At 73.5% G+C, this 21,889-nt stretch carries 17 protein-coding genes; 2 read left to right on the top strand and 15 right to left on the bottom strand.

Annotation, left to right across the window (positions count from 1 at the left end):
- Window positions 1–38 precede the first annotated feature (38 nt).
- Window positions 39–443, bottom strand: coding sequence for a globin (locus ACFYZL_RS13240; RefSeq protein WP_384590862.1), 405 nt, complete (start codon window positions 441–443; stop codon window positions 39–41).
- A gap of 113 nt (window positions 444–556) precedes the next feature.
- Between ACFYZL_RS13240 and ACFYZL_RS13235 the strand changes: the two genes are divergently transcribed.
- On the top strand, window positions 557–1,549 hold the full coding sequence (locus ACFYZL_RS13235) for a methyltransferase domain-containing protein (protein ID WP_384745692.1): 993 nt from the start codon (window positions 557–559) through the stop codon (window positions 1,547–1,549).
- Window positions 1,550–1,573: 24 nt separating this feature from the next.
- Here the strand turns inward: ACFYZL_RS13235 and ACFYZL_RS13230 are convergent, their stop codons facing one another.
- The 14 genes from ACFYZL_RS13230 to ACFYZL_RS13165 all read right to left on the bottom strand — a co-directional run bounded on the left by ACFYZL_RS13230 (window position 1,574) and on the right by ACFYZL_RS13165 (window position 20,916).
- Entirely contained in the window at window positions 1,574–2,575 is a 1,002-nt protein-coding gene (locus tag ACFYZL_RS13230) for an FHA domain-containing protein (RefSeq protein WP_388678688.1), read from the bottom strand.
- A gap of 57 nt (window positions 2,576–2,632) precedes the next feature.
- On the bottom strand, window positions 2,633–3,961 hold the full coding sequence (locus ACFYZL_RS13225) for a VWA domain-containing protein (RefSeq protein ID WP_388678685.1): 1,329 nt from the start codon (window positions 3,959–3,961) through the stop codon (window positions 2,633–2,635).
- A 71-nt stretch (window positions 3,962–4,032) separates the two neighbouring features.
- Entirely contained in the window at window positions 4,033–5,373 is a 1,341-nt protein-coding gene (locus ACFYZL_RS13220) for a protein phosphatase 2C domain-containing protein (protein ID WP_388678682.1), read from the bottom strand.
- Between the two features lie 270 nt (window positions 5,374–5,643).
- Entirely contained in the window at window positions 5,644–8,640 is a 2,997-nt protein-coding gene (locus ACFYZL_RS13215; RefSeq protein ID WP_388678679.1) for a tetratricopeptide repeat protein, read from the bottom strand.
- Complete coding sequence (locus ACFYZL_RS13210; protein WP_384745728.1) at window positions 8,637–9,884, bottom strand: hypothetical protein; 1,248 nt, start codon at window positions 9,882–9,884, stop codon at window positions 8,637–8,639. The genes ACFYZL_RS13215 and ACFYZL_RS13210 overlap by 4 nt, the downstream gene beginning before the upstream one ends.
- Window positions 9,885–9,967: 83 nt before the next feature.
- On the bottom strand, window positions 9,968–10,942 hold the full coding sequence (locus ACFYZL_RS13205) for a glutamate ABC transporter substrate-binding protein (protein WP_384745727.1): 975 nt from the start codon (window positions 10,940–10,942) through the stop codon (window positions 9,968–9,970).
- Between the two features lie 305 nt (window positions 10,943–11,247).
- Window positions 11,248–12,657 (bottom strand): hypothetical protein, encoded by a 1,410-nt coding sequence (locus ACFYZL_RS13200; RefSeq protein ID WP_384745683.1) that lies wholly within the window; start codon window positions 12,655–12,657, stop codon window positions 11,248–11,250.
- 180 nt (window positions 12,658–12,837) lie between these two features.
- Window positions 12,838–13,866, bottom strand: coding sequence for an N-acetylglucosamine kinase (locus ACFYZL_RS13195; RefSeq protein ID WP_388678675.1), 1,029 nt, complete (start codon window positions 13,864–13,866; stop codon window positions 12,838–12,840).
- Window positions 13,857–15,122 carry a 6-phospho-beta-glucosidase gene (locus tag ACFYZL_RS13190; protein ID WP_384745679.1) on the bottom strand — a complete coding sequence of 422 codons (1,266 nt, stop codon included), beginning with the start codon at window positions 15,120–15,122 and terminating at the stop codon, window positions 13,857–13,859. Before ACFYZL_RS13190 ends, ACFYZL_RS13195 begins: the two co-directional genes overlap by 10 nt.
- A 6-nt stretch (window positions 15,123–15,128) precedes the next feature.
- Window positions 15,129–15,986: a carbohydrate ABC transporter permease gene (locus tag ACFYZL_RS13185; RefSeq protein WP_384745677.1), complete on the bottom strand. Its 858-nt coding sequence runs from the start codon at window positions 15,984–15,986 to the stop codon at window positions 15,129–15,131.
- A complete protein-coding gene (locus tag ACFYZL_RS13180) occupies window positions 15,983–16,927 on the bottom strand; it encodes a carbohydrate ABC transporter permease (protein WP_384745675.1) in 945 nt (314 codons plus the stop codon). Before ACFYZL_RS13180 ends, ACFYZL_RS13185 begins: the two co-directional genes overlap by 4 nt.
- 6 nt (window positions 16,928–16,933) lie before the next feature.
- Entirely contained in the window at window positions 16,934–18,268 is a 1,335-nt protein-coding gene (locus ACFYZL_RS13175; RefSeq protein ID WP_384745673.1) for an ABC transporter substrate-binding protein, read from the bottom strand.
- Between the two features lie 152 nt (window positions 18,269–18,420).
- A complete protein-coding gene (locus tag ACFYZL_RS13170) occupies window positions 18,421–19,638 on the bottom strand; it encodes an ROK family transcriptional regulator (RefSeq protein ID WP_388678669.1) in 1,218 nt (405 codons plus the stop codon).
- Between the two features lie 195 nt (window positions 19,639–19,833).
- The gene (locus ACFYZL_RS13165) at window positions 19,834–20,916 is read right to left on the bottom strand and encodes a mechanosensitive ion channel family protein (RefSeq protein ID WP_384745671.1); all 1,083 of its coding nucleotides are present in this window, start codon (window positions 20,914–20,916) and stop codon (window positions 19,834–19,836) included.
- A 269-nt stretch (window positions 20,917–21,185) separates the two neighbouring features.
- Here ACFYZL_RS13165 and ACFYZL_RS13160 point away from each other — a divergent pair, with 269 nt between their 5' ends.
- Window positions 21,186–21,722, top strand: coding sequence for an HNH endonuclease (locus tag ACFYZL_RS13160; protein WP_384745670.1), 537 nt, complete (start codon window positions 21,186–21,188; stop codon window positions 21,720–21,722).
- The last annotated feature ends 167 nt before the right edge of the window (window positions 21,723–21,889 follow it).

The following is a 21,889-nucleotide window of genomic DNA, read 5'->3' as shown; positions in this document are numbered from 1 at the left end:
CCTCGCGTTCCGCTTGGGGGTGCGCCTCCGCGTCCGGATCAGCCCGCGGTGTTGATCATCGAGGCGGCCGCGTACGTCAGGTACTTCCACAGCTGGGCCTCGTGCTCCGGCGCCAGACCCAGCTCGTCCAGCGCGACCCGCATGTGCCGGAGCCAGGCGTCGTGCGCCGCCGAGTCCACCTGGAAGGGGGCGTGCCGCATCCGCAGCCGAGGGTGTCCGCGGTGTTGGCTGTACGTGGTCGGGCCACCCCAGTACTGCATCAGGAACAGCGCGAACCGCTCCTCGGCGGGGCCGAGGTCCTCCTCGGGGTACATCGGGCGCAGCAGCGGGTCCTCGGCGACCCCCTCGTAGAAGCGCCGGACCAGGCGGCGGAAGGTCTCCTCGCCACCCACCTGCTCGTAGAAGGTCTGCTCCTGAAGCGTGCCCCGCGGAATCTCATTCACCCGACCATCGTCTCAGACGCCCGGACGTAGGTCCGGGGCCCCAGGACCCATCCCGGGACCCACCCCACCGCCCCGCGGTCGCCTCCGGGGCGCCCGCGCAGCACAGTGGAGTCATGGGCGCACACACCTCACGCACCACCGCGGTACGGGACCTGCGGGAGACCGCCCACGCCGCCCAGGTGCGGGAGCTGACCGCCGCCGGAGTGCTGGAGGACCCGCGCTGGCGGGCGGCCTTCACCGCCGTGCCCCGGGACGTGTTCGTGCCGTACTTCTGGACCGGTCGCGGCGCCGGCCACGAGCGGCTGTGGGGCGAGGACACCGACCCCGAGCGGCGGGCCCGCTGGCTGCGCGGCGTCTACGCCGACACCCCCCTCGCCACCCGGCTGCGCGACGGCCGACTGGTCTCTTCCAGCAGCCAGCCCTCCCTGATGGCGAAGATGCTGGCGGCCTTGGAGCCGGCCGACGGCGACGACGTCCTGGAGATCGGCGCGGGCACCGGCTACAACGCCGCCCTGCTGTGCCACCGCCTCGGCGACGAGCACGTCACCACCGTGGACCTGGACGAGGAGATCACCGAGTCCGCGCGCGCCCACCTGGCCCGGCTCGGCTACCACCCGACCGTGGTCACCGGCGACGGGGCGCGCGGCTGCCCCTCCCGGGCCCCCTTCGACCGGATCATGGTGACCTGCACGCTGCCGATGATCCCCGTCGCCTGGCTCGGCCAGTGCCGTCCCGGGGCGCGGATCCTGGCCCCGCTGTCGACGGGGCTGATCGCCCTCACCGTCCGCGATCCGGGCTTCGCCGAGGGCCGCTTCCTGCACACCCCGGCCTACTTCGTCCCGCTGCGCGGGGCCACGGCAGCGCCGCCGCCCACCGAGATCGTGGAGGGGCACGGGCTCCCGTACGAGATGGTCGAGAACGAGCGCTTCCAGTTCATGCTGGTGCTGACCGACGGCGTACTGCACCCCCGCGAGGCCCTGGACCTGTGGCGCCGCGAGGACCGCCCGGGCCGAGAACGCTTCGGCGTCACCGTCAGCGCCGACGGCCAATGGTCCTGGCTGGACGACCCCCAGGGACCCTACGTATGGCCCCTGGGAGACGGGTGAACCGGCCGGTGGCCGGCCCCCGGATCAGCCGCGGCGGATGGTGATCGTGGTCCAGGCGCCCACGTGGACGCGGTCGCCGTCGGCGAGCGGGACCGGTACGTAGGGCTGGATCGGCTCCTCGCCGCCGTTGATGGTCGTGCCGTTGGTGGAGTTCTGGTCCACCACCGCCCAGCTCTGGTCGGGCTGCTGGACGAGTACGGCGTGCGCGTGCGAGACGCCCGGGTCCTCCGGGGGCACCGACAGGTCGATGTCGGGGGACTCGCCCGTGGAGGCGCGGCGGCGGCCGATGGTGATCTGGCCGCCGGAGAGCGGGAGGTGCTGTTCCGGGGAGTACGCGGGCAGGTTGAGCCCGGCCGCCTCGGGGCCGCTGCGCTGCATCATCGCCATGAAGTACGAGCGGTCGGGGCCGATCGTCGCGGTCCAGGCACCGCCCTGAGCCGGGAACGGCTGCTGCGGGGACTGCTGCTGTTGCTGGTACTGGGGTGTGAACTGCTGCTGCGAGGGCTGCGGCGGCACCTGCTGCTGGTACTCGTGCTGCTGCGGAGCCGGCGGAGCCGGGGGCGTCTGCTGGTACTGCTGCTGCGCGGGCTGCTGGTACGCCTGCGGCGCCTCGTGCGAGGGGGGCGGCAGCATCCAGTCGTCCTCGCGCTGCAGCGGCTCGGCCGGCCGGTTCACCCGGGACGGCCGCGAGCCCTGGTACTCGAAGTGGTCCTGCGAGTACGCCGGCGGTGCCGGAGCGGGCGGCGGGGGAGGAGGAGTGGCGCCGGTCCGGGGGCCGGGTCCGGCGGTGGCCGTCCGCGTCAGGAAGTTGTACCGGCACTCCTCGCAGAACGGGGCCATGGCCTCGCGCGGGGTACGGCACTCCGGGCAGAGCTCGGCCTGCATGGTCGCGGCACCACCGGTCGGGGGGAAGCCGTAGCCGTAGGAGGGGGCCGCGGGCGGCGTCTCCTGGGCCGCCATGCGGTGGCCGCACACCTCGCACCAGTCGTCGGAGGCAGACTGGTGCCCGTTCGGGCAGGTCGGCATGACGGCGCTTCCCCCTTCATTCTCCCGCGGTCTTCGCCGCAGGTCTCTCAGGTCTTGTCAGGACTTCTTCACTCGGACGGTCTGTGTCGAGCGCGTTTCGAGGGTCATCTCGTCGGCGTCGGCGACCTTCGCTTTGAGCCGCACAGTACCCGCCGCCGCATCCACGACATCCACCACCTTCGCCAGAAGCTTCGCAGTGTCGGCGTTTCCGGACGCACCGGCCAGCTGTACGGCGCGTCCGAGCTTGGCCGTCGCGCCTTCGACATCGCCCAGTTTGCGCGCTTCGAGGCCCTGCTGGATAGCCTGCGCCAGTTCTGCCTGCCCCGTGTAGTGCGCGACCTGCGGGTTCATGGCCGTGGAGGCGACCAGATCGTCCGTCCACACCGCCCGGACCAGCCCTTGGGCGAGCGTGGTCACCGGTTCGCCGGGCACCGCCCCCGGGAGGACGAGCGAGGCGCGGGCCGCCAGCATCTCCTGGCCCACCGAGGCGATCGGGACGCGGACGCACACGTGGTACTCGCGGGACTCGTCGCCCCACGAGCCGGTCGGGTAGTCGCCCGCCCGAGGGCCCGCCTCGGTGCGGCGCGCGGTCAGGTCCTGGACGGTCGGCGCGACCTGCTTCACGTACTGGATCTCCACGCCGACCGGGGTCCACAGGCGCAGCGCGACGTCCGCGACCTCCTTGCCCATGACGTTCTCCATCATGCGCGTGAAGTCCTCGGCGAGGTGGGCCGGATCGGCCACGATGTCGGCGGAGCCCAGGAGCGCGCTCGCGATGCCGGTGACCTCCTTGACCTCCCAGTCGGTGCCCACCCCGCGCGCGTCGCAGGTGAAGCGGCCGGCGCAGGCGTCGAGGGTGGCGCGGAGCACGGCCGGCTCCTCGTGCTCGTTGCGGCCGTCGGTGAGCAGGACGCCGTGCCGGATGGCGGCGGAGGACTGGCGCAGCAGGCCGTCGGCGAGGCGCAGCCAGGTGCCGATGGCGGTGCCGCCGCCGGCGCTCAGGCCGCGCAGGGCCTCCTTGGCCTGGGCCCGGGTGGCCGGATCGGCGACGGCGAGACGCCCCTGGCCCGGGTAGACCTCCTTGGCCACGTGCGTACCGGCGACCACGGCGAACGAGGTGCCGTCGCGCAGGGTGTCGATCGCGGCGGCCGTGGCCTCCCGGGCGCCGCGCATCTTGTCGGGCGGGTACTCCATCGACCCCGAGCAATCGACCATGATCACGACGGCGGCCGTGCCCTGGGCGGCGCTCGCCCGGGTGGCGGCGGCGCCACCGGTGGCGGTCACCGTGACGATGGCGTGCACCTCCCGCCCGCCCTCCGGGAGGAACTCGTTCTGGTACACCTCCACGCCGAAGCGCGGGGCGCTCGGCTTGGCGAAGTTCGCCATCGAATGGACTCCTTGAAGGCTCGGGCAGGGCGGGATGGGGCGGGGCGGGGCGGGCGGGCTTTTCGGGCGGGTCAGGCCTGGGGGCGCGCTTCCGTTTCCCTATCTGTCCCGGACTCCGCTTCCGCATGCGCCTGTTCCTGTGCCCGCGCCTGCGGGAGCGCGGTGAACGGGACCACGGCCACGGTCACGTTGTCGTGCCCGCCGCCGTCCAGGGCGTGGCCCACCAGGACCTGCGCACTGTGCAGCGGGCGGGTGGCGGCGTCCGCGGGCAGCACCTGGGCCATCTCCCGTGCGGACTCCGCGTAGTTCCACAGGCCGTCGGTGCAGACCACGACCACCCCGGGGTGGTCGGGCTTGAAGGTGGCGGTGTGCGGTTCGAGGTCGTACGCGTCCGCGCCGAGCCAGCCGGTGATGGCGTGTGCGCGGACGTCGGCGTACGCCTCGGCCTCGCCCATCAGGCCCGCCGCGACCATCTGGGCGGCCCAGGAGTCGTCCTCGGTGAGGCGGCGCGGGAGGGCGGCCCGGTCGTCCGGCACCCAGTAGGCGCGGCTGTCGCCGACCCAGCCGATGGTCAGCAGGCCGCTGCCGACGACGGCGCCGACCAGGGTGCAGGCCGGGGCGTTCTGCGCGCCGGGGACCTCGGGTGCCAGCGCGTTCACCGCCGCCGCGGCGGCGAGGATCGCGGAGTGCATGGCCTCCTGCGGGTGGGCGCCGCGGGGGAGCGCTTCGAGCAGCGCCTCGTTTGCGGCGCCCGCGGCGGCGGCCGACGCCTCGTCGGGGCGGCTGGCGGAGGAGACGCCGTCGCAGACGATGGCCACGGTGGCGGTGGAGCCGTCGGGCAGGGCGGTGGCGGCCACGGCGAACGAGTCCTCGTTGCGGTGGTGGCGCAGGCCCCGGTCGCTGACGGCGGCGACGCTGCCGAGCTCCTCCTCCAGGTGGTCCCGCTCGCGCGGCTGCGCGTGCCCGCAGTGCTCGCAGTACCCGTCGGTGTCCACGTGGCCGGCGCGGCAGGCGACACAGGTCTTGCCGGTGCCGGTGCCGGTGCCCTGCGGGGCTTCGGGGTAGGGGGCCTCGGCGTACGAGGTTTCGGCGTACGGGGCTTCGTGCTCGGCGCCGCCGCCCTCGTACGGGGCCTCGTACGGGGCTTCGGCGCGGGGCGCTTCTCCGTACGGGCTTTCGGCCATGCCCCAGGAGGTGCCCTCCGGGGGAGTGGTGCTGCCCGGCGGAGTGCCGCCACCGGGCAGGTCGTACCTGGCCTGCGGCCCCTCCGGCCCGCCGCCGTGCGCGTGCTGCTCGGCCGGGCCGCTCGGGACCCAGGCCGGCTCGGCCGGCGCGTCGACCAGCGTCGGCGCCGCCGAGGTCACCGCGCCCCAGCCGGGGGCCGGAGCGGCGTAGCCGGCCGGAGCCGGCACGGCGGGTGGGGCGGCGGGCGGTGCGGCCGGGGCAGGGGGTGCCGCCTGAGCAGCCTGAGGTGCCTGCGCTGCCTGAGGCGCCTGCGCCGCGGTGGCCGCCGCGGCCGGGGTGGCCGGTGGCGCCGGTGGGAGCTCGACCGTCGGGCGGTCCGCGGACACCGCAGGGGGAGGCGCGGTGACGGCGTATCCGCAGACTCCGCAGAAACGGTCACCCTCCTCCAGCGGTTCCGCGCATTTGGGGCAGCCCGACGGCCGATGCATCGACATCACTCACACCCACGTCCGGGGACGGAAACGGTTTGCCCGTTCCACCAGTTCGATCCTCTCCTCGCCCCGCTGCGCCAGCCGCGCGAGCACGCGGTACGAGCGCTCCAGCCCGAAGCGCAGGCCCCGCTCGTCCAGTTGACTGCCGAGCAGCGAGGTCCGACCGGGGTCGGAACCCCGGCTACCCGACAGTACCCAGTCCAGGGCCGAGCCCAGAACTTCGGTGGCGAGCCGTTCGTGGCGCTCGGGGTCCAGACCGAACCTCCGCAACGCCTCCACCTGCTCGGCGGCGGCCGTCAGATCGGCCAGCAACGGCTCCTGCGGGGACCGGTCGCGCAGACGTGCGCGTACGGCCGCCACCCGGGCGGCGGTGTAGTGGATGGACGCCTCCGGCACGGATTCCAGTGTGAGCACCGCTCCGTCCCGGTCGCCGGCCGCCAACTGGACCCGCGCCAGACCGAAGGCCGCGCTGACGAAGCCCGGATCGGTGCTCCACACCAGGCGGTAGTACTCGGCGGCGTTGTCCAACTGGCCCAGCACCTCCGCGCACAGACCGAGGGCCAGCTTCGGCGCGGGCTCGCCCGGGAAGGCGTCGTAGATCGCGTCGAAGGACAGGGCCGCGATCTCGTCGTCTCCGGTGGCGAGGGAGGCGATGCCGCGGGCCCAGACCACGCGCCAGTCGTCCGGGTGCAGTTCCTCCAGGTCCGTCAGCGTGCGGGACGCCTCCGGCAGTTCGCCCAGTTCGAGGTGGGCCCGCAGTCGGCGCAGCCGCAGTTCGGCGGAGTCGGCCGGCGCCGCGTTGAGGGCGACGAGGAGCTCGCCGGGCGCGGAGGCCAACAGGCCGGCCAGGAACCCGGCGTTGGGATCGCCCGCGTCCACGAGCGGCACGGGCAGCGCGAGGGCGGTTCCGCGGGTGTCGAGCGGTCTCGCTCCCGCTGTTGCCGCTGCCGCGGTGGGTGGCGGGGACACGGGTGCGGGCACGGAGGCCGGAGCCGTCCGTGGCCCCGGCACCGCGGACGCCGCCACATGCGTGGCAGTGGTCCCGATCCCGTGCACGGCCCCGCCGGGGGGCACGGGAACGCCCCCGGGCGCGAGGGCCCCGCCCCGGCCCGGCGCGGCGGTGCCGTAGGCCGGCGGGACGCCGCCGGGTGCCTGGGCCCCGCCGAGGCCCGCCGCCGCAGCCCCCGCGGGCAGCGCAACGCCGCCTGCCGGGGTACCTCCGGGCACGTGCGCCCCCGTACCCTGCGCCCCGCCCGGAGTCGGTGCCCCCGGAGCGGGAGTGCCGTACGGCATGGCGACGCCGCCGGCCGGCGTGCCGTATCCGGGCGCGTGCGCCCCGCCGAGGCCCGCCGCCGCCGGAGCGGGCGCCCCCGCGGGGAGCGTGGAGGCCGAGCCGCGGCCCAGGAGGCCGGCGAGGCCGCCGCCCCGCCGGGAGGCGAACGGCCGGGAGCCGACCTCCCGCAGGCCCAGGCGGGAGACGGGCCGGTCCGCCGCGTCCGCGAAGAGCCGGGTGTCCGGGACCCGGGTCTCGGGGCCGAACAGCGTCGACAGCTGCGGTCGCGGACGACCCGTCTGGAGGGCGACCACCTCCCGCAGCACACCCGTCAGCTGCTCCGCCATCTCCTGCGCGGACGCGAACCGCCGCCCCGGGTCCGGGTCGGTCGCGCGGACCAGCAGCCGGTAGAAGGATTCGTACCGCTGGAAGACCTCGATGTGCTCGGGGTCCGGCAGCGAGTCCACGAAGATGTTCGTGTATCCCTGGAAGTCGAAGGTCAGCACGGCCAGCGTCCGCGCCACCGTGTACAGGTCGGAGGCCACCGACGGCCCCAGCTCCGCCACTTCCGGCGCCTGGTAGCCGATCGTGCCGTAGATGGCCGACTCGTCGTCGTCCATCCTCCGCACCGCGCCCATGTCGATCAGCTTCAGCTGGTGCTGCTGCTGGATCGCGTTGTCGACCTTGAAGTCGCAGTACAGGAGATTGCGGCTGTGCAGGTGCCCCAGCGCCTCCAGCGCCTCGATGCCGTACGCGCACGCCTGTTCCACCGGCAGCGGATCGCGCCGCCCGTCCGGCCGGCGCCGCTCGTTCGCGATCTCCTTCAGCGACTTGCCGCCGACGTACTCCATGACGATGTACCCGTCCAGCGAACCGGTCCGCTGGTCCAGGTGCTCCACGAAGTTGTAGATCCGCACGATGTTGGAGTGCTCGATCTCCGCGAGGAAGCGCCGCTCCGATATCGCGGCCTCCATCGCGTCCTGGTCCCCGGTGTCCAGCAGGCCCTTGAGCACCACCCACCGGTCCGAGACCGCCCGGTCCACCGCCAGGTACACCCACCCGAGCCCGCCGTGGGCCAGGCAGCCCGCCACCTCGTACTGGCCGCGGACCACGTCGCCCGCGCGCAGCTTCGGCACGAAGGAGTACGGGTGCCCGCACTTCGTGCAGAACCCTTCCGTCCGGCCGGGCCGGTCACCACGCGCACGGCCCACCGGCGCCCCGCAGTCCGAGCGGGAGCAGAACCGCTTGCGCTCCGGAACCTCCGGGTTCTCCAGGACCGCCGTCGAGGGATCCGGCCGCGGCACCTCGGGCACCTTGACCAGCCCCGCGCCGAGCTGGTTGCGCCCCGACGCCGAGACGGACAGGCCCGTACTGCGCACCGACACCGAACGGGTCGACGCCGCCCCCGACAGCGCGCGCGACAGCCGCCCGGACACCGAGCGCCGGGACGACGAGGAACGCGACGAGCGGGAGGAGCGCGCCGAGGTGGAGGCCGAGGACGAGGAACGCGAGGAGCCGGACCCCTGCGAACCCTGCGAACCCTGCGAACCCGCCGCGCCCCGCGCCGCGCTCGTCATCGCCGTCGGAGGCGACACCAGCTCCTCCGCGCCCGCCAGGGCCGCGCCCATCGGTGCCAGTCCGCAGGTGTCGCAGTACAGGTCGCCCTCGCCCATGTCCTCGTACGTCCCCGGGCACCCGGGGCGCAGGCACGCCGTTCCCACCAGGCTCATGCGCCGTCCTTTCCGGGAGTCTCCGCGGCCTGCAAGGCCTCCGCCGTCGCCTGCTGGTAGCGCAGGACGGCCTGCTCGGCCACGCGCAGATCGCAGGGCGCGCTCCACAGCATCCGCCGGGCCGTGTCGTACCGTTCCATCAGCAGAGGGTCCTCCGCCATGCCGTGCCGTGCCACCTTCGCCTTGTACGCGTCCAGCCGCCCGCGCAGCTCCGCCCGCACGGCCAGGGGGGCCGTCACGGCGGTCAACGATTCACGGGCCCTGCGCAGTTCCTCCTCGGCCCGCTCCTCCAGGGATTCCAGCAGCGGCGAGAGCCGGTGCCAGCGCGCGTGGCGCCGGTGCTCGGCCGCCGCCGCGAGCTGTTCCTGGAGCACCGTGGGCGGGCCGCTGACCGCGGGCACCTCCGACGCGGCGATCTTCGCCAGCACCTCGCCGCGCGCGGCCCGCGCCTCCGACAGGGTCCGGTCCGCCCGCGAGAGCACGTCCCGCAGGCTGATCAGCCGCTGCTCGGCGTCCTGCCGCACGTCCAGCACCGCCTCGACCTCACGGCGTACGTCCTCCAGCGCGAGCGCGGCCCGGTCGTAGCGCCCGGTGTCCGGGCGGCCGCCGCCGGGGGCCGAACTGCCCGCCGCCGGTTGCCAGAACGCCAGCGGGTCGGCGATCACCCGGGCCCGCAGCTCCGTCAGCTCGGCGGTGATGTCCTCCAGGTCGTCGCCCGACGGGTGCTCGCCGGGGCGGACCCCCACCGAGTGGGCCAGCGAGCGCGTGCGGTGCAGTTCGGCGGCGAGCAGGTCGATGCGCGCCGGCAGCGCCGACCACACCGCGTCGGCCGCCACCACCACGTCGAGCGAGCGCGCGTACAGCTCGTTCATCCGGGCCACCAGCTCGGCGAGAGAGAGCCGCTCCGCGAGCGCGGCGCCCTCCGTCGCGGCGCCGGCGATCAGCACGCCCGGCCCGCGCAGCCGCTCGGTCAGCTCGACGAGGTCCTCGCGGTTCGGCCAGCGGCGCCGCTCCCGGATCTGCCGGGCCGCGGTCAGGGCCCCGCTGTAGGCGTCGAAGTACGTCCACAGCCGGGTGATGTCGGCCTCGGCGGCCGCCCAGCGCTCCTCGGTGAGCCCGGTCAGCCCGGCGCCCTCCAGCAGCCGGCGTCCGGCGTGGTCCTGGAGGGCGAGCAGCGAGGTCTCCACGGCCTCGTGCTCCGCGCCGAGTCTGGCCAGGGCGCGGTCGACGCCGTCCCTGTCCATCACCGCCGATCCGCCTTCCACCGACAGCGCCTCCACCGATCGCCCCTCTCGTCCCTCCGTGTCGGAATCCGCCGTCACGGGCCTCAGCCGTCCCGGTACTTGGGCGCCGGTGGCGCGGTCACACCGGGCAGCACCCCTTCGAGGTGCTTGCGGTAGGAGACCATCCACGGGCTGCCGGCGCCGCCCGCCCGGTAGCCCTCCAGCACGTTGTTGACGCGGCGGACCAGGTCGGAGGCGTCCTTGTTCATCGCGACACCGTAGAACTCCCGGGTGAACGGGGAACCGACCAGTCGCACGGCGGGGTCCTGCGCGGCCTGGCCGGCCGCGAGGGCGTTGTCGGTGATGATCCCGTCGACCTCGCCCAGCTGCAGCCGGACCAGGCAGTCCAGCTGGTTGGGCACGGTGACCGGCGCCGCGCCGTACGACTGGGCCTTGAGGGAGGCCTCCGCCGTGGAACCGGCGGCCACGCAGATCTTCCTGTCCTTCAGCGAGGTGTCGTAGCCGGTGATCGGCGAGCCCTTGGGGGCCAGCACCTGTTGGCCGGCCTCGAAGTAGGCCGTGGAGAAGGCCACGTCCTCCAGCCGCTTGCAGTTGATCGTCATGGTCCGCACGACGATGTCGACGCGGCCCTCCTGGAGGGCGGGGATGCGCTGGCTGGTGGGGATGGCCCGGTAGATGACCGCCTTCTCGTCGCCCAGTATGTCCTTGGCGATGGCCTTGACCAGGTCGATGTCGAAGCCGTCCAGGCGGCCCTGGTCGGACGGGTCCTCCGGGCCGGTCCCGCCGATGGTGCTCTGGTTGCGGTAGCCCCAGCGGAAGCTGTTCTGGTCCACGCCCGCGACGAGCTTGCCGGCGGCCTTGATCCGGGCGATGGTCGGCCCGTCCACGGCGGACGGGCGCAGGCTCGCCTCCGGGTCCTGGCAGGTGTCGGAGGGGGCCGCCGGGGCCACCGCCATCGACGCGGGCGCGCGGTACACCCTCGGGCGGCCCGAATCCGGTGCCGCCTGGGTCAGCGGCAGGAGCACGGCCGCGGCCGTCATCGCGCACGCGGCGGCCATGGCGGTGACCCCGCCCCACCCCCGCAGCCTGCCGACGCCGCGCCGCACGGTCGCCCCCGGGGCACGGTGCGGCTCGCCGGGAACGCCGTCGGAGCCGTCGAACCCCCCGTGCCCGCCGAATCCCCCGTGCCCGCCGGAGCCGTCGAAACCACCGTGCCCGCCCGCGCCGCCGAGGCCTGCCGCACCGCCGGGATCCGCGGCGCCGCCGGGGCCCGCGGGACCGCCCGTGCCGCCCGTGCCCGCGGCAGGCGTGCGGCGGCCCTCGAAGCCCTCGGAGACCCGCCTCGCTCGTATCCGCATCGCGCTCACCTGTACTCCGAAAGCCTGCGCCCGATACCGAGCAGTGCCGCCGCCGCGCCGACGACCGCCAGGGCCGCCGAGCCCGTCACCAGACCGCCCAGCGCTCCGAGCCCGTCCCGGGCCGCCCGGGTGAACTCCTGCTGTTCGTGGGCCACCGCCTGCTCCAGCGAGGCGTCCACCGTGTCGAACGCGGCCCCGCTGGTGTCCTTGTGCTGCGCGTCCCCCACGACCTGGGTCAGCGCGGCCTCGAAGTCACCCTTCAAGTCCGCTTCCCGGGCCGCCGCGTGCCGCTGTCGCCACTGCTGCGCACCGTCCACCGCGCGACTGACCGGCTCCCGGCCGGCTTCGTCGTCGGCGAGCCGCCGCGCCGTCGCCAGCCCGGTGTCCAGCTGCTTCATGTTGGAGGTGAACTCCACGTCGTACTTGTCGGACTTCTTGTCCTCGGCCAGTACGGCGCCCCGCGCGACCAGCGTCAGGTTCTCGGCGGCCCGCGCCTGGAGCGAGGCGATGCGCGCGTCGTTCAGCACCTTCAGCGACTCCTGCCCTTCCGTCCGGGCCGAGCTCAGGTCCGACCGTGCCACCGTGTGCCCCACGGCCAGCCACAGCAGGACCACCACCGACGCGGCCGTCGCGGCCAGCAGACCGTGGTTGAAGACCCGGTTGGTCCGACGGTAGTTGCGCCGCTGCGCCCACACCAGGGCGGCGAGCGCGACCAGGCCCAGTGCGAGCGAGACCAGCGGCCACGCGCGGGCATCGTCGTAGTCCGTGTACAGCCGGCCCGTCTCCGACTCGTACAGCCGCTGCGCCGCGGGCAGCAGCTGCGTGGTCATCTGCTCGTTGGCGTACCGGAGGTAGGCGCCGCCCAGCGGCATGCCCTGCCGATTGGTGGCACGGGCCTGCTCTATCAGTCCGGTGTAGCGCGGCAGTTGCTCGCTCAGCAGGGCGATCTGGGCGCGGGAGTCCTCGTTGCCGCCGGTGTTGGCGGCGGCGTTCACCAGCAGCCTGGAGGCGTTGGCGATGTCCTTCTCGTAGCGCCGGCGGACCTCGCGCGGCTCCTGGGCACCCAGCAGGAAGCCGCTGGAGGAGGCCGTGTCGGCGTCCGCGAGGGAGCGGTAGATGCTCGCCGCGTCCGCGCTCAGCGGCTGGCTGCGGCCCACGACGTCGTCGGCGGCGGTGGACCGGCCGGAGATCTCCCACACGCTGACCGCGCCGAACAGCAGCACCAGGGCGGCCAGTGCGGCGCCGATGATCCGCAGCCGTCCCGGCTCGGTCGTCGCCGCGCCGCGCAGCCGCTCCACGCCCTCGGCCCAGGCGGTACCCCGCCCCGGCGGCCCGCCCGGAGGCGGGCCCGACGGACCGGCGGGCGGCACGGAGACACCGCCCCCGGGCGCGGGCGCGCGTGATGTGATCGCCACCGTGACCTCCCCCTCGGTCCTGTCCACTGTCCGGAGCAGTATGGCGCCAGTGTCGGCCCGCCACACCACCCGGTGCTCCATCCCGGACGATCCGACCCCCCGGCGCGCCCGCCACCCCTTCATCGTCAATACGCGTTCGAGACCGCCACGGTTCCAGATCCGCCCCGTCGGCGGGTGGATTCACCCGAATCGGGCACCGGAACGGGCATCGAGCGGGGCCCCGAACTGCGCGCGCAGCCTCGCGTGGGCGGGGGGCGGGGCGCCGAGGGCGTCCAGGCCCAGGAGGGCGGCGCCCAGGACCGGCGGCGCCGTGATCACGTGCATCCGTGCGAGCGGGGCCCGTTCGGCGAGGCCCTCGCCGACGCGGTCGTTCAGCTGCGGGTGCCGGGCGGTCAGCACCCCGCCGCCCAGGACCACCGGGACCTCGCGGTCGAGGAGTTCCAGGCGGCGCAGCGCGACCGTCGCCATGGCCACGACCTCGTCCGCCTGCCGGTGCACCAGCGCGACCGCCACCGGGTCCCCGCCGGCCGCCACCGCGAACAGCACCGGGACCAGTTCGTGCCGCCGCCCGCCCGGGATCCCGCCCAGGTGCAGCGCCTCGATCAGCTCCCGCATCGAGGCGAGCCCGAAGTGCGCGGGCAGGGCCCGGGCCAGCTCCGTCGGCCCGCCCCGCCCGTCCTCGGCGCGGGCCGCGAACCACAGGGCCTCGTCGGCCAAACCGCCCCCGCCGCCCCAGTCGCCGGAGATCCGGCCGAGCGCGGGGAAGCGCGCGGTGCGCCCGTCCGGGGTCATCCCGACACAGTTCACCCCGGCCCCGCACACCACCGCGACCCCGCACGGCTCCTCGACCCCGGCCCGCAGGATCGCGAAGGTGTCGTTGCGCACCTCCGTGGCCGCGCCCCAGCCGCGGGCTCCGATCGCCTCCGTCAGCCGGCGCTCCTCCACCGGCAGGTCCGCGTTGGCCAGACAGGCCGACACCTGCGCGGCGTACGGGGATCCGGGCCCCGGCGCGGGCAGCCCCGCTGCCTCGGCCGCCGCCGAGACGGCCTGCCCGAGGACGTCGACCGCGGCCTCGACACCGGAGCGCGGAGGCTGGAAGCCCCCGGAGCGCCCGCTGCCCAGCACCGTGCCGTCGGAGGCGATCAGGGCCGCGTCGGTCTTGCTGTTGCCCGCGTCGATCGCCAGTACGGAAGGGAGGGTCAGGCCCACGCCAGGTGCTCCTTGTTGTGCGCGAGGAGCCGGTCGACGAGTCCCTCGGCGAGGTCGTACTGCCCGACCAGCGGGTGCGCGAGCAGGGCCTTGAAGACCCGTTCGCGACCACCGCGCAGGGCCGCGTCGAGCGCGAGGTCCTCGTACGCCGTCACGTGCGCGACCAGTCCGGAGAAGAGCGGGTCCAATCGGGGCACGGGCAGCGGCACGGGGCCGGAGGCGCCGACACGGGCCTGCACCTCGATCACCGCGTCGTCGGGGAGGAACGGCAGGGTGCCGTTGTTGAGGGTGTTGACCACTTGGATCGGCGAGCCGCCGTCGCCCAGCAGGGCGGCCGCCAGGTCCACCGCCGCCTCCGAGTAGAAGGCCCCGCCGCGCTTGGCGAGCAGCGCCGGCTTCTCGTCCAGCGCGGGATCCGCGTACAGGGCGAGCAGTTCCCGTTCCATCGCGGCGACCTCGGCGGCCCTTGAGGGCGTGGTGCCCTGTTCCCGTACGACCTCGTCGTGGGCGTAGAAGTAGCGCAGGTAGTACGAGGGCACCACGCCGAGCCGGTCCAGGAGCGTGCGCGGCAGGTGGAGCTGGGCGGCGATCGACTCCCCGTGCTCCGCGAGCAGCCGCGGCAGCAGGTCCTCTCCGTCGGGCCCGCCGAGGCGTACGCCCCGCTCCCAGGTCAGGTGGTTGAGGCCGACGTGGTCGAGGTGGACGTCGGCCGGTGCCACGTCCAGCAGGGCGGCGAACCGGCGCTGGAAGCCGATGGCCACGTTGCACAGCCCGACCGCCTTGTGCCCGGCGGCGAGCAGGGCCCGGGTGACGATCCCGACCGGGTTGGTGAAGTCGACGATCCAGGCGTCCGGGTTGGCACGGCGCACCCGTTCGGCGATGTCGAGGACCACCGGGACGGTGCGCAGCGCCTTGGCGAGCCCGCCCGCCCCCGTGGTCTCCTGCCCGACGCAGCCGCACTCCAGCGGCCAGGTCTCGTCCTGGAGCCGGGCCGCCTGCCCGCCGACGCGGAGCTGGAGCAGCACCGCGTCGGCGCCGTCGACGCCCGCGTCGAGGTCGGCGGTGGTGGTGACCCGGGCCGGGTGGTCCTGCCGGGCGAAGATCCGGCGGGCGAGGCCGCCGATCAGCTCCAGCCGTTCGGCGGCGGGGTCGATCAGCACGAGCTCGGTGACGGGCAGGGTGTCGCGGAGCCGTGCGAAGCCGTCGATCAGCTCGGGGGTGTAGGTGGAACCGCCGCCCACCACTGCGAGTTTCATCAGTCGTCAGCCTTTCACTCCGGTCAGGGTGACGCCTTCGACGAACGCCTTCTGGGCGAAGAAGAAGAGGACGATCACCGGGGCCATGACCAGTACGGTCGCGGCCATGGTCAGGTTCCAGTTGGTGTGGTGGGCGCCCTTGAAGGACTCCAGCCCGTAGCTGAGGGTCCAGGCGGCCGGGTTGTCCGAGGCGTAGATCTGCGGGCCGAAGTAGTCGTTCCAGGCGCAGAAGAACTGGAACAGGGCGACCGCCGCGATCCCCGGTTTCGCCATCGGCAGGACCACGCGCAGCAGGGTGCGCACCTCCCCGCAGCCGTCGACGCGGGCGGCGTCGAGGTACTCGTCCGGGATGGTCAGCAGGAACTGGCGGAGCAGGAAGATGGAGAACGCGTCCCCGAAGGCCATCGGAACGATCAGCGGCCACAGGGTGCCCGACAGGTCGAGCTGTTTCGCCCAGAAGAGGTACATCGGGATCACCACCACCTGCGGCGGCAGCATCATCATCGAGATCACGAGCAGCAGCGAGAGCCGTCGCCCGCGGAAGCGGAACTTGGCGAGCGCGTAGGCGACGGGCACCGAGGAGACCACGGTCAGCACCGTGCCGAGCCCCGCGTACAGCAGGGTGTTGCGCCACCAGGTCAGGAAGCCCGGGGTGTGCCAGACCGTGGCGTAGTTGCCCCATTCCCAGGTGTCCGGCCACAGGTCGCGGGTGAGGGCCTGCCGGTCGGCCATCAGGGAGGTGAGCAGGAGGAAGACGAAGGGGAGGACGAAGAACAGGGCGGCGGCCACGCCCAGGGCGTGCACCCCGATCCAGTGCAGGACGGCCCTGCGGTTGCGCGCGCCCACGGCGCCGGTCGCGCTCACGCGTCCGCTCCGATCAGTCCGCCGCGACGGCGCATCAGGAGCGCGGTGAAGGCCATGGAGAGGGCGAAGAGGACCAGGGCGATGACGCAGGCGGAGCCGTAGTCGAAGCGTTGGAAGCCGGCGTTGTAGACGAGTTGGGGGAGGGTCAGGGTGGACTTGTCGGGATAGCCCGGCTCGAACTGCTGGCCCGAGCCGCCGATCACCCCGGCCGCCACCTTTCCCGCCACCAGCGGCTGCGTGTAGTACTGCATGGCCTGGATGACGCCGGTGACCACGGCGAACAGGATGATCGGCGTGATGTTCGGCAGGGTGATGTGGCGCAGCCGCGCCCAGGCCCCGGCCCCGTCCAACTCGGCGGCCTCGTACTGCTCCTTCGGTACGTCGAGCAGTGCGGCCATGAAGATGACCATCAGGTCGCCGACCCCCCACAGGGCGAGCACGGTCAGGGCGGGCTTGGACCAGTCGGCGTCGGTGAACCAGCCCGGGGTGGGCAGCCCGGCCGCGTCCAGGAGGGTGTTGGCGGGGCCGGTGCCGGGGTTGAGGAGGAAGACGAAGGCGAGGGTCGCGGCGACGGGCGGGGCCAGGTAGGGCAGGTAGAAGAGGGTCCGGAAGATCCCCGCCCCCGTCTTGATCTTCGTGATGAGCAGGCCGACTCCGAAGCCGAAGACGACCCGGCAGGAGACCATGACCACCACCAGCCAGAGGGTGTTGCGCATCGCCGGCCAGAACAGCGGATAGTCCGAGAAGACGTAGGTCCAGTTGTCCAGGCCGTTGAAGACGGGCGGTCGGAAGCCGTCGTACCGGGTGAAGGAGAAGTACACGGTGGACAGCAGCGGGTAGGCGAAGAAGAAACCGAAGCCGATGAGCCAGGGGGACATGAAGGCCGCGGTGCGCAGCGCGGCGCGGCGGCGCTTGGACCGCAGCGGGTTCGTGGTGGTCATCGGGGGCTACTTGGCCTTCGCGATGTCCGTGTCGATCTGCTGGTCGGTCTTGGCGAGCCCGGCCGGGAGGTCGGCGACGTCGCCCTTCTCCACCGCGTAGGCGAAGTCCTGGAGGGTCAGCTGGTAGGTGCCCCCGTCGGCCTGGGCCGGGGTGGTGTTCGACTTCGGGTGCCGCGCGATGTCGATGAAGGTCTTGAACTCCGGGGTCACCCGCAGGTCCGGGGAGTCCAGGGCCGCCAGGGTGGAGGGCACGTTGTGGATGGCGTTGGCGAAGGCCACCACCGCCTCCGTGTCGGTGGTCATGTACTTGACCAGCTCCCAGGCGGCGTTCTGCTTCTTGCTGCCGCCGGCGATGCCCATGATCGTGCCCGACAGGTAGCCCTTGCCGTAGTCGTCGAGCCGGTCGTCGGGCACGGGCAGCGGCGCGGTGCCGACCTCGAACTTCACCCCGGCCTCCTGGGCCATCGAGGCCCGCCATTCGCCGTCGACCTGCATGGCGACCTGGCCCGTGTGGAAGGGGTGTTCGGCGCTCCACTCGTCACCGAAGGTGTTGCGGAAGCGCTCCAGCTTCTCGTAGCCGCCGAGCTTGGCCACCAGGTCCTTCTGCGCGGTCAGCATCTGCGCGAAGGCCGGGTCCTTGGCCAGGTTGGACTTGCCGTCGGCGCCGAAGTACGTCGGGCTCCACTGCGCGGCCAGCCGCATGGGGGTGGTCTCGTAGCCGTGGAAGGTGGGCATCAGGCCGACCTGCTCGTACGAATCCCCCTTCGGCTTCGTCAGCTTCAGGGCGACCTCGGTGAACTGGCTCCACGTCTTGGGGGGTTCGGTGATGCCTGCGTCCGCGAACGCGGTCTTGTTGTAGACGAGGCCGTACGCGTCGTTCAGCAGCGGCAGCGTGCACTGGTTGCCGTTGAACTGGGTGTACTCCAGCAGGGTCTTGGGGAAGACCTTGGTCTTGTCGATCCCGGACTTGGCGAGGAAGGGGTTCAGGTCGGCGAAGGCGCGGGAGTTGCAGAACTTGCCGACGCTGTCGGTGGTGAAGGAGGAGACCACGTCGGGGGCCTTGTCCCCGCCGGCGCGCAGCGCCTGGTTGATCTTGTCGTCGGTCATGTTGCCGGTGACCTCGACCCTGATGTTCGGGTGCGCCTTGGTGAAGCGGGCGATGTTCTCCTCGATCGCCTTCACCTCGCCCGGCGCGGACCAGCCGTGCCAGAAGTTGAGCGTGACCTGGGCCTTCGGGTCGTCGGAGGCGGTGGCGCCTCCCTGGCCCGTACAGGCGCCGGCCAGTAGGGATATCGCGGCGAGGAGGACGGTCGCGGTGATCGGGCGTCCGGTTCTGGGCATGGCGGGGCTCACTCTCTGCGGGAGGAACTACCGATGGGGGGTGCCAGTGGGGGTGCGCGCGGGTGTGGGGTGTGCGGACGTGGTGCGGGTGTGCGGGTGTGCGGGTGTGCGGGTTCGGGTGTGCGGGAGCGGGTCCCGGTCCGGGTGTGGGGTCAGCGGGAGGTGTCGAAGACCTCGTCGCGGGTGGCGGCCAGCGCGGTCTCCAGGGCGCCGCGCAGCACCGGACGCTCCGGTACCTCGCCGGAGACCAGGCGCGGGCGGGAGGGGGCCAGTTCGGCGAGCTCCTCCTCCAGGAGCCTGCGCAGCGGGTCGCCGCCGGCGGCGATCACGGCCCCGGAGAGGACCACGATCTCCGGGTCGAGGACGGCCACGAGCGAGGCGAGGCCGGTGGCCAGCAGGGTGGCGTACGCCTGGAGGAAGCGCAGGTGGGACCCGTCGGGCGTGGCGGCGGCCCGGGCGAGGAGGGCGACGGCGGCACCGACCTCGGGGCCGTACGGGTCGCCCGCCGGGGGTGCGGGTTCGGCCTCCACGCCCAGTTCGGCGGCGAGGCCCGGCACCACCTGTGCGCCGGCCAGCTCCTGGTAGCCGCCGGTGTTGGCGCGGGCCGGCCGGCGGACCAGCGGGTGGCCCGGCACGGGCAGGAAGCCCACCTCGCCCGCGCCGCCGGTCCAGCCGCGGTGCAGCCGGCCGCCGAGCACGAGGGCGGCGCCGAGCCCCTCCTCGTTCCACAGCAGGACGAAGTCCTGGTGGCCGCGGGCCGCGCCGAGGCGCTGTTCGGCGACGGCCGCGAGGTTGACGTCGTTCTCGTACTCGACGGGCATCGGCAGGGCCGCGGCCAGCTCGTCGAGGAGCGTGGGGGAGTGCCAGCCCGGGAGGTGGCCGGCGTAGCGCAGCCGGCCGGTCTGCGGGTCGAAGGCGCCCGGGGTGGCGATGACCACCCGGTGCAGGTCGGAGCGGTGCAGCCCGGCGGCCTTGACCGCCCCGCCGAGGGCCTCGGTCACCTGATCGACGGCGCCGGCCCCCTCGGTGTACGGCACCTCGTGCGTGCCGACCACGGTGCCGGTGAGGTCGGCGACGGCTGCGAGCACCCGGCCCGGGGTGACGTCCAGTCCGCCGACGTACGCGGCCCGGGGGTTGACGGAGTACAGCTGGGCACTGGGGCCGGGGCGGCCGTCGTCGGTGCCGGTGGCCACGACGAGTCCGGCGGCCTCCAGGCGGGCCAGCAACTGCGAGGCGGTGGGCTTGGACAGCCCGGTCAGGCTGCCGATCCGGGTCCGGGAGAGGGGCCCGTGCGCCAACAGGAGTTCGAGGGCGGCCCGGTCGTTCATGGCGCGCAGCAGGCTGGGTGTTCCGGGCGTGGCGGCGGGCATGGTGCGGTCTCTCTCTCGCCGGGGCAGACGGACTGACGGACTGACGGACTGGCGGACGGGCGGTACGGAGGACTGGCGGACGGGCGACTGGCCGTGGAGAACTGTTAGGTAAGTTTCCTATCACCGTTCGGGCCCTGTCAATGCCGCTGCCCCGCAGGATCGACCTGCGGGGCAGCGGGGAAGCCGTGCTCGGTGCTACTTCGAGATCCTCGGGCCGCCGGGCGCCGGGATCGGGGCGGTGGCCAGGGACTGCGGGGAGGCCGGGTTCGCCAGCGCCGAGGGGGCCGCGACGGCGGCCGCCGGGTCCGCCGGGGCCTCCTCCTCGTCGGCGGGCGCTGCCGCGCCGCCGATGATCCGGATGCCGGCGGCGTCGAAGGCCTCCTTGATCCGCCAGCGCAGCTCCCGCTCCACCGCGAACTGCTTGCCGGGCATCGTCTTGGCCGACACCTTCACCGTCATCGAGGCGAGCAGCACCTCGTCCAGGCCCAGCACCTCCACCGGACCCCACAGGCGCTCGTCCCACGGGGACTCCTTCGCCAGGGTGTCGGCGACCTCCTGGACCACCTCGCGGATCCGGGTCAGGTTCTCCGTCGGCTTGACCTGCACGTCCACCCCGGCGGTTGCCCAGCCCTGGCTGAGGTTGCCGATCCGCTTGATCTCGCCGTTGCGCACGTACCAGATCTCGCCGTTGTCCCCGCGCAGCTTGGTGACCCGCAGGCCGACCTCTATGACCTCGCCCGAGGCCACCCCGGCGTCGATCTTGTCGCCGACGCCGTACTGGTCCTCCATGATCATGAAGACGCCGGACAGGAAGTCGGTCACCAGGTTGCGGGCGCCGAAACCGATCGCCACACCGGCCACACCGGCACTCGCCAGCAGCGGGGCCAGATCGATCTTCAGGGCGGCCAGCACCATCAGCGCGGCCGTGCCGAGGATCAGGAACGAAGCCACCGAGCGCAGGACCGAACCGATGGCCTCCGAGCGCTGGCGCCGGCGCTCGGCGTTGACCAGCAGACCGCCCAGGGCGGTGCCCTCGACGGCCTCGGCGCTGCTGTTCATCCGATTTATGAGCTTGGTCAGCGCCTTGCGGACCACCGAGCGCAGTGCGGCCGCGATCACGACGATCAGCAGGATCCGCAGGCCGATGCTCAGCCAGGTGGCCCAGTTCTGTTCGATGAAGCTCGCGGCCTCGGTGACGCTCTCCTGCGCCTCCTTGACCGAGGCGGGCGCGTCCGGAACGTCCGCTGCCAGCGGCAGCAGAGCGGCGGGCCAGGGCACGACGGGAACCTCCAGGTATAGCGGTCTGCCCGGAAGGGGTGTGCGGGCAGACCAACCACACTAACGGGGCAATCCCTGAGACGTGTTTACCGAGGGCCTTCCTGTTCGAGGGAGAGACGGGACTCACCTGGGCAGGAAGCAGGTGTGGTTGAAAACACCCCGGACCCGTTACGGGCGCGTGGTGGCGCTTCGACCAGCCATAAGGAGAGACTGGAGAGCAGATCGTCCCGGCGCGAGCCACGCGCCGCCGGCGTACAAGGAGGCAGTCCGTGCCGCACGTCCTGGTCCTCAACGCGTCGTACGAGCCCCTCGGCGTCGTACCGCTCCGCCGCGCGCTCGTCCTCGTCCTGGAGAACAAGGCCGTCTCCCTGGAAGAATCCGGCGCCTATCTGCACAGCGCGACAAGGGTCGTCCCCGCGCCCAGCGTGGTCCGGCTCAAGCGCTTCGTACGGGTCCCCTACCGGGGGCCCGTTCCACTCACCCGGCGCGCCCTGTTCGCGCGTGACGGGGGACGCTGCATGTACTGCGGTGCCGTCGCCACCAGCGTCGACCACGTCATCCCGCGCAGCCGGGGCGGCCAGCACGTATGGGACAACGTCGTCGCCGCGTGCCGCCGCTGCAACCACGTCAAGGCCGACCGCCACCTGGTCGACCTCGGCTGGCGCCTGCGCCACCAGCCGGCGCCGCCGTCGGGGCTGGCCTGGCGCATCATCGGCACGGGGCACCGGGATCCGCGGTGGATGCCGTACCTCCAGCCGTACGGGGCCGAGGACGCGTTGGAGCGCATCGGGGTCGCGGCGGGGTAGCCCTGCGGGCCGGCCTCCCGGGGCTCCGCCCCGGCCCGCCTCAAACGCCGGCGGGGCTGGATTTCGCTCCTGCCGTCCGCCAGGCTCAGCCGGGTTGCCCGGAGGGCCATTCCAGCTGAGCCGGCGTTTGAGGCGCTGGGGTTCGGGGGCGGCGCCCCCGACAACGG

It is taken from the genome of Streptomyces sp. NPDC001717 (assembly GCF_042892775.1).
In the GTDB taxonomy this organism is placed as follows: Bacteria; Actinomycetota; Actinomycetes; order Streptomycetales; family Streptomycetaceae; genus Streptomyces.
Note: the sequence above shows the minus strand (reverse complement) of the source record. Positions and strands in the feature narration are given on the sequence as shown.

Bases quoted from the DNA above. Each gene is read 5' to 3' on its own strand.
- ACFYZL_RS13180 (WP_384745675.1), bottom strand. From the start codon at position 16,927: ATGACCACCACGAACCCGCTGCGGTCCAAGCGCCGCCGCGCCGCGCTG.
- ACFYZL_RS13175 (WP_384745673.1), bottom strand. From the start codon at position 18,268: ATGCCCAGAACCGGACGCCCGATCACCGCGACCGTCCTCCTCGCCGCG.
- ACFYZL_RS13235 (WP_384745692.1), top strand. From the start codon at position 557: ATGGGCGCACACACCTCACGCACCACCGCGGTACGGGACCTGCGGGAG.
- ACFYZL_RS13190 (WP_384745679.1), bottom strand. From the start codon at position 15,122: ATGAAACTCGCAGTGGTGGGCGGCGGTTCCACCTACACCCCCGAGCTG.
- ACFYZL_RS13170 (WP_388678669.1), bottom strand. From the start codon at position 19,638: ATGCCCGCCGCCACGCCCGGAACACCCAGCCTGCTGCGCGCCATGAAC.
- ACFYZL_RS13210 (WP_384745728.1), bottom strand. From the start codon at position 9,884: ATGGACAGGGACGGCGTCGACCGCGCCCTGGCCAGACTCGGCGCGGAG.
- ACFYZL_RS13205 (WP_384745727.1), bottom strand. From the start codon at position 10,942: ATGGCCGCCGCGTGCGCGATGACGGCCGCGGCCGTGCTCCTGCCGCTG.
- ACFYZL_RS13215 (WP_388678679.1), bottom strand. From the start codon at position 8,640: ATGAGCCTGGTGGGAACGGCGTGCCTGCGCCCCGGGTGCCCGGGGACG.
- ACFYZL_RS13230 (WP_388678688.1), bottom strand. From the start codon at position 2,575: ATGCCGACCTGCCCGAACGGGCACCAGTCTGCCTCCGACGACTGGTGC.
- ACFYZL_RS13225 (WP_388678685.1), bottom strand. From the start codon at position 3,961: ATGGCGAACTTCGCCAAGCCGAGCGCCCCGCGCTTCGGCGTGGAGGTG.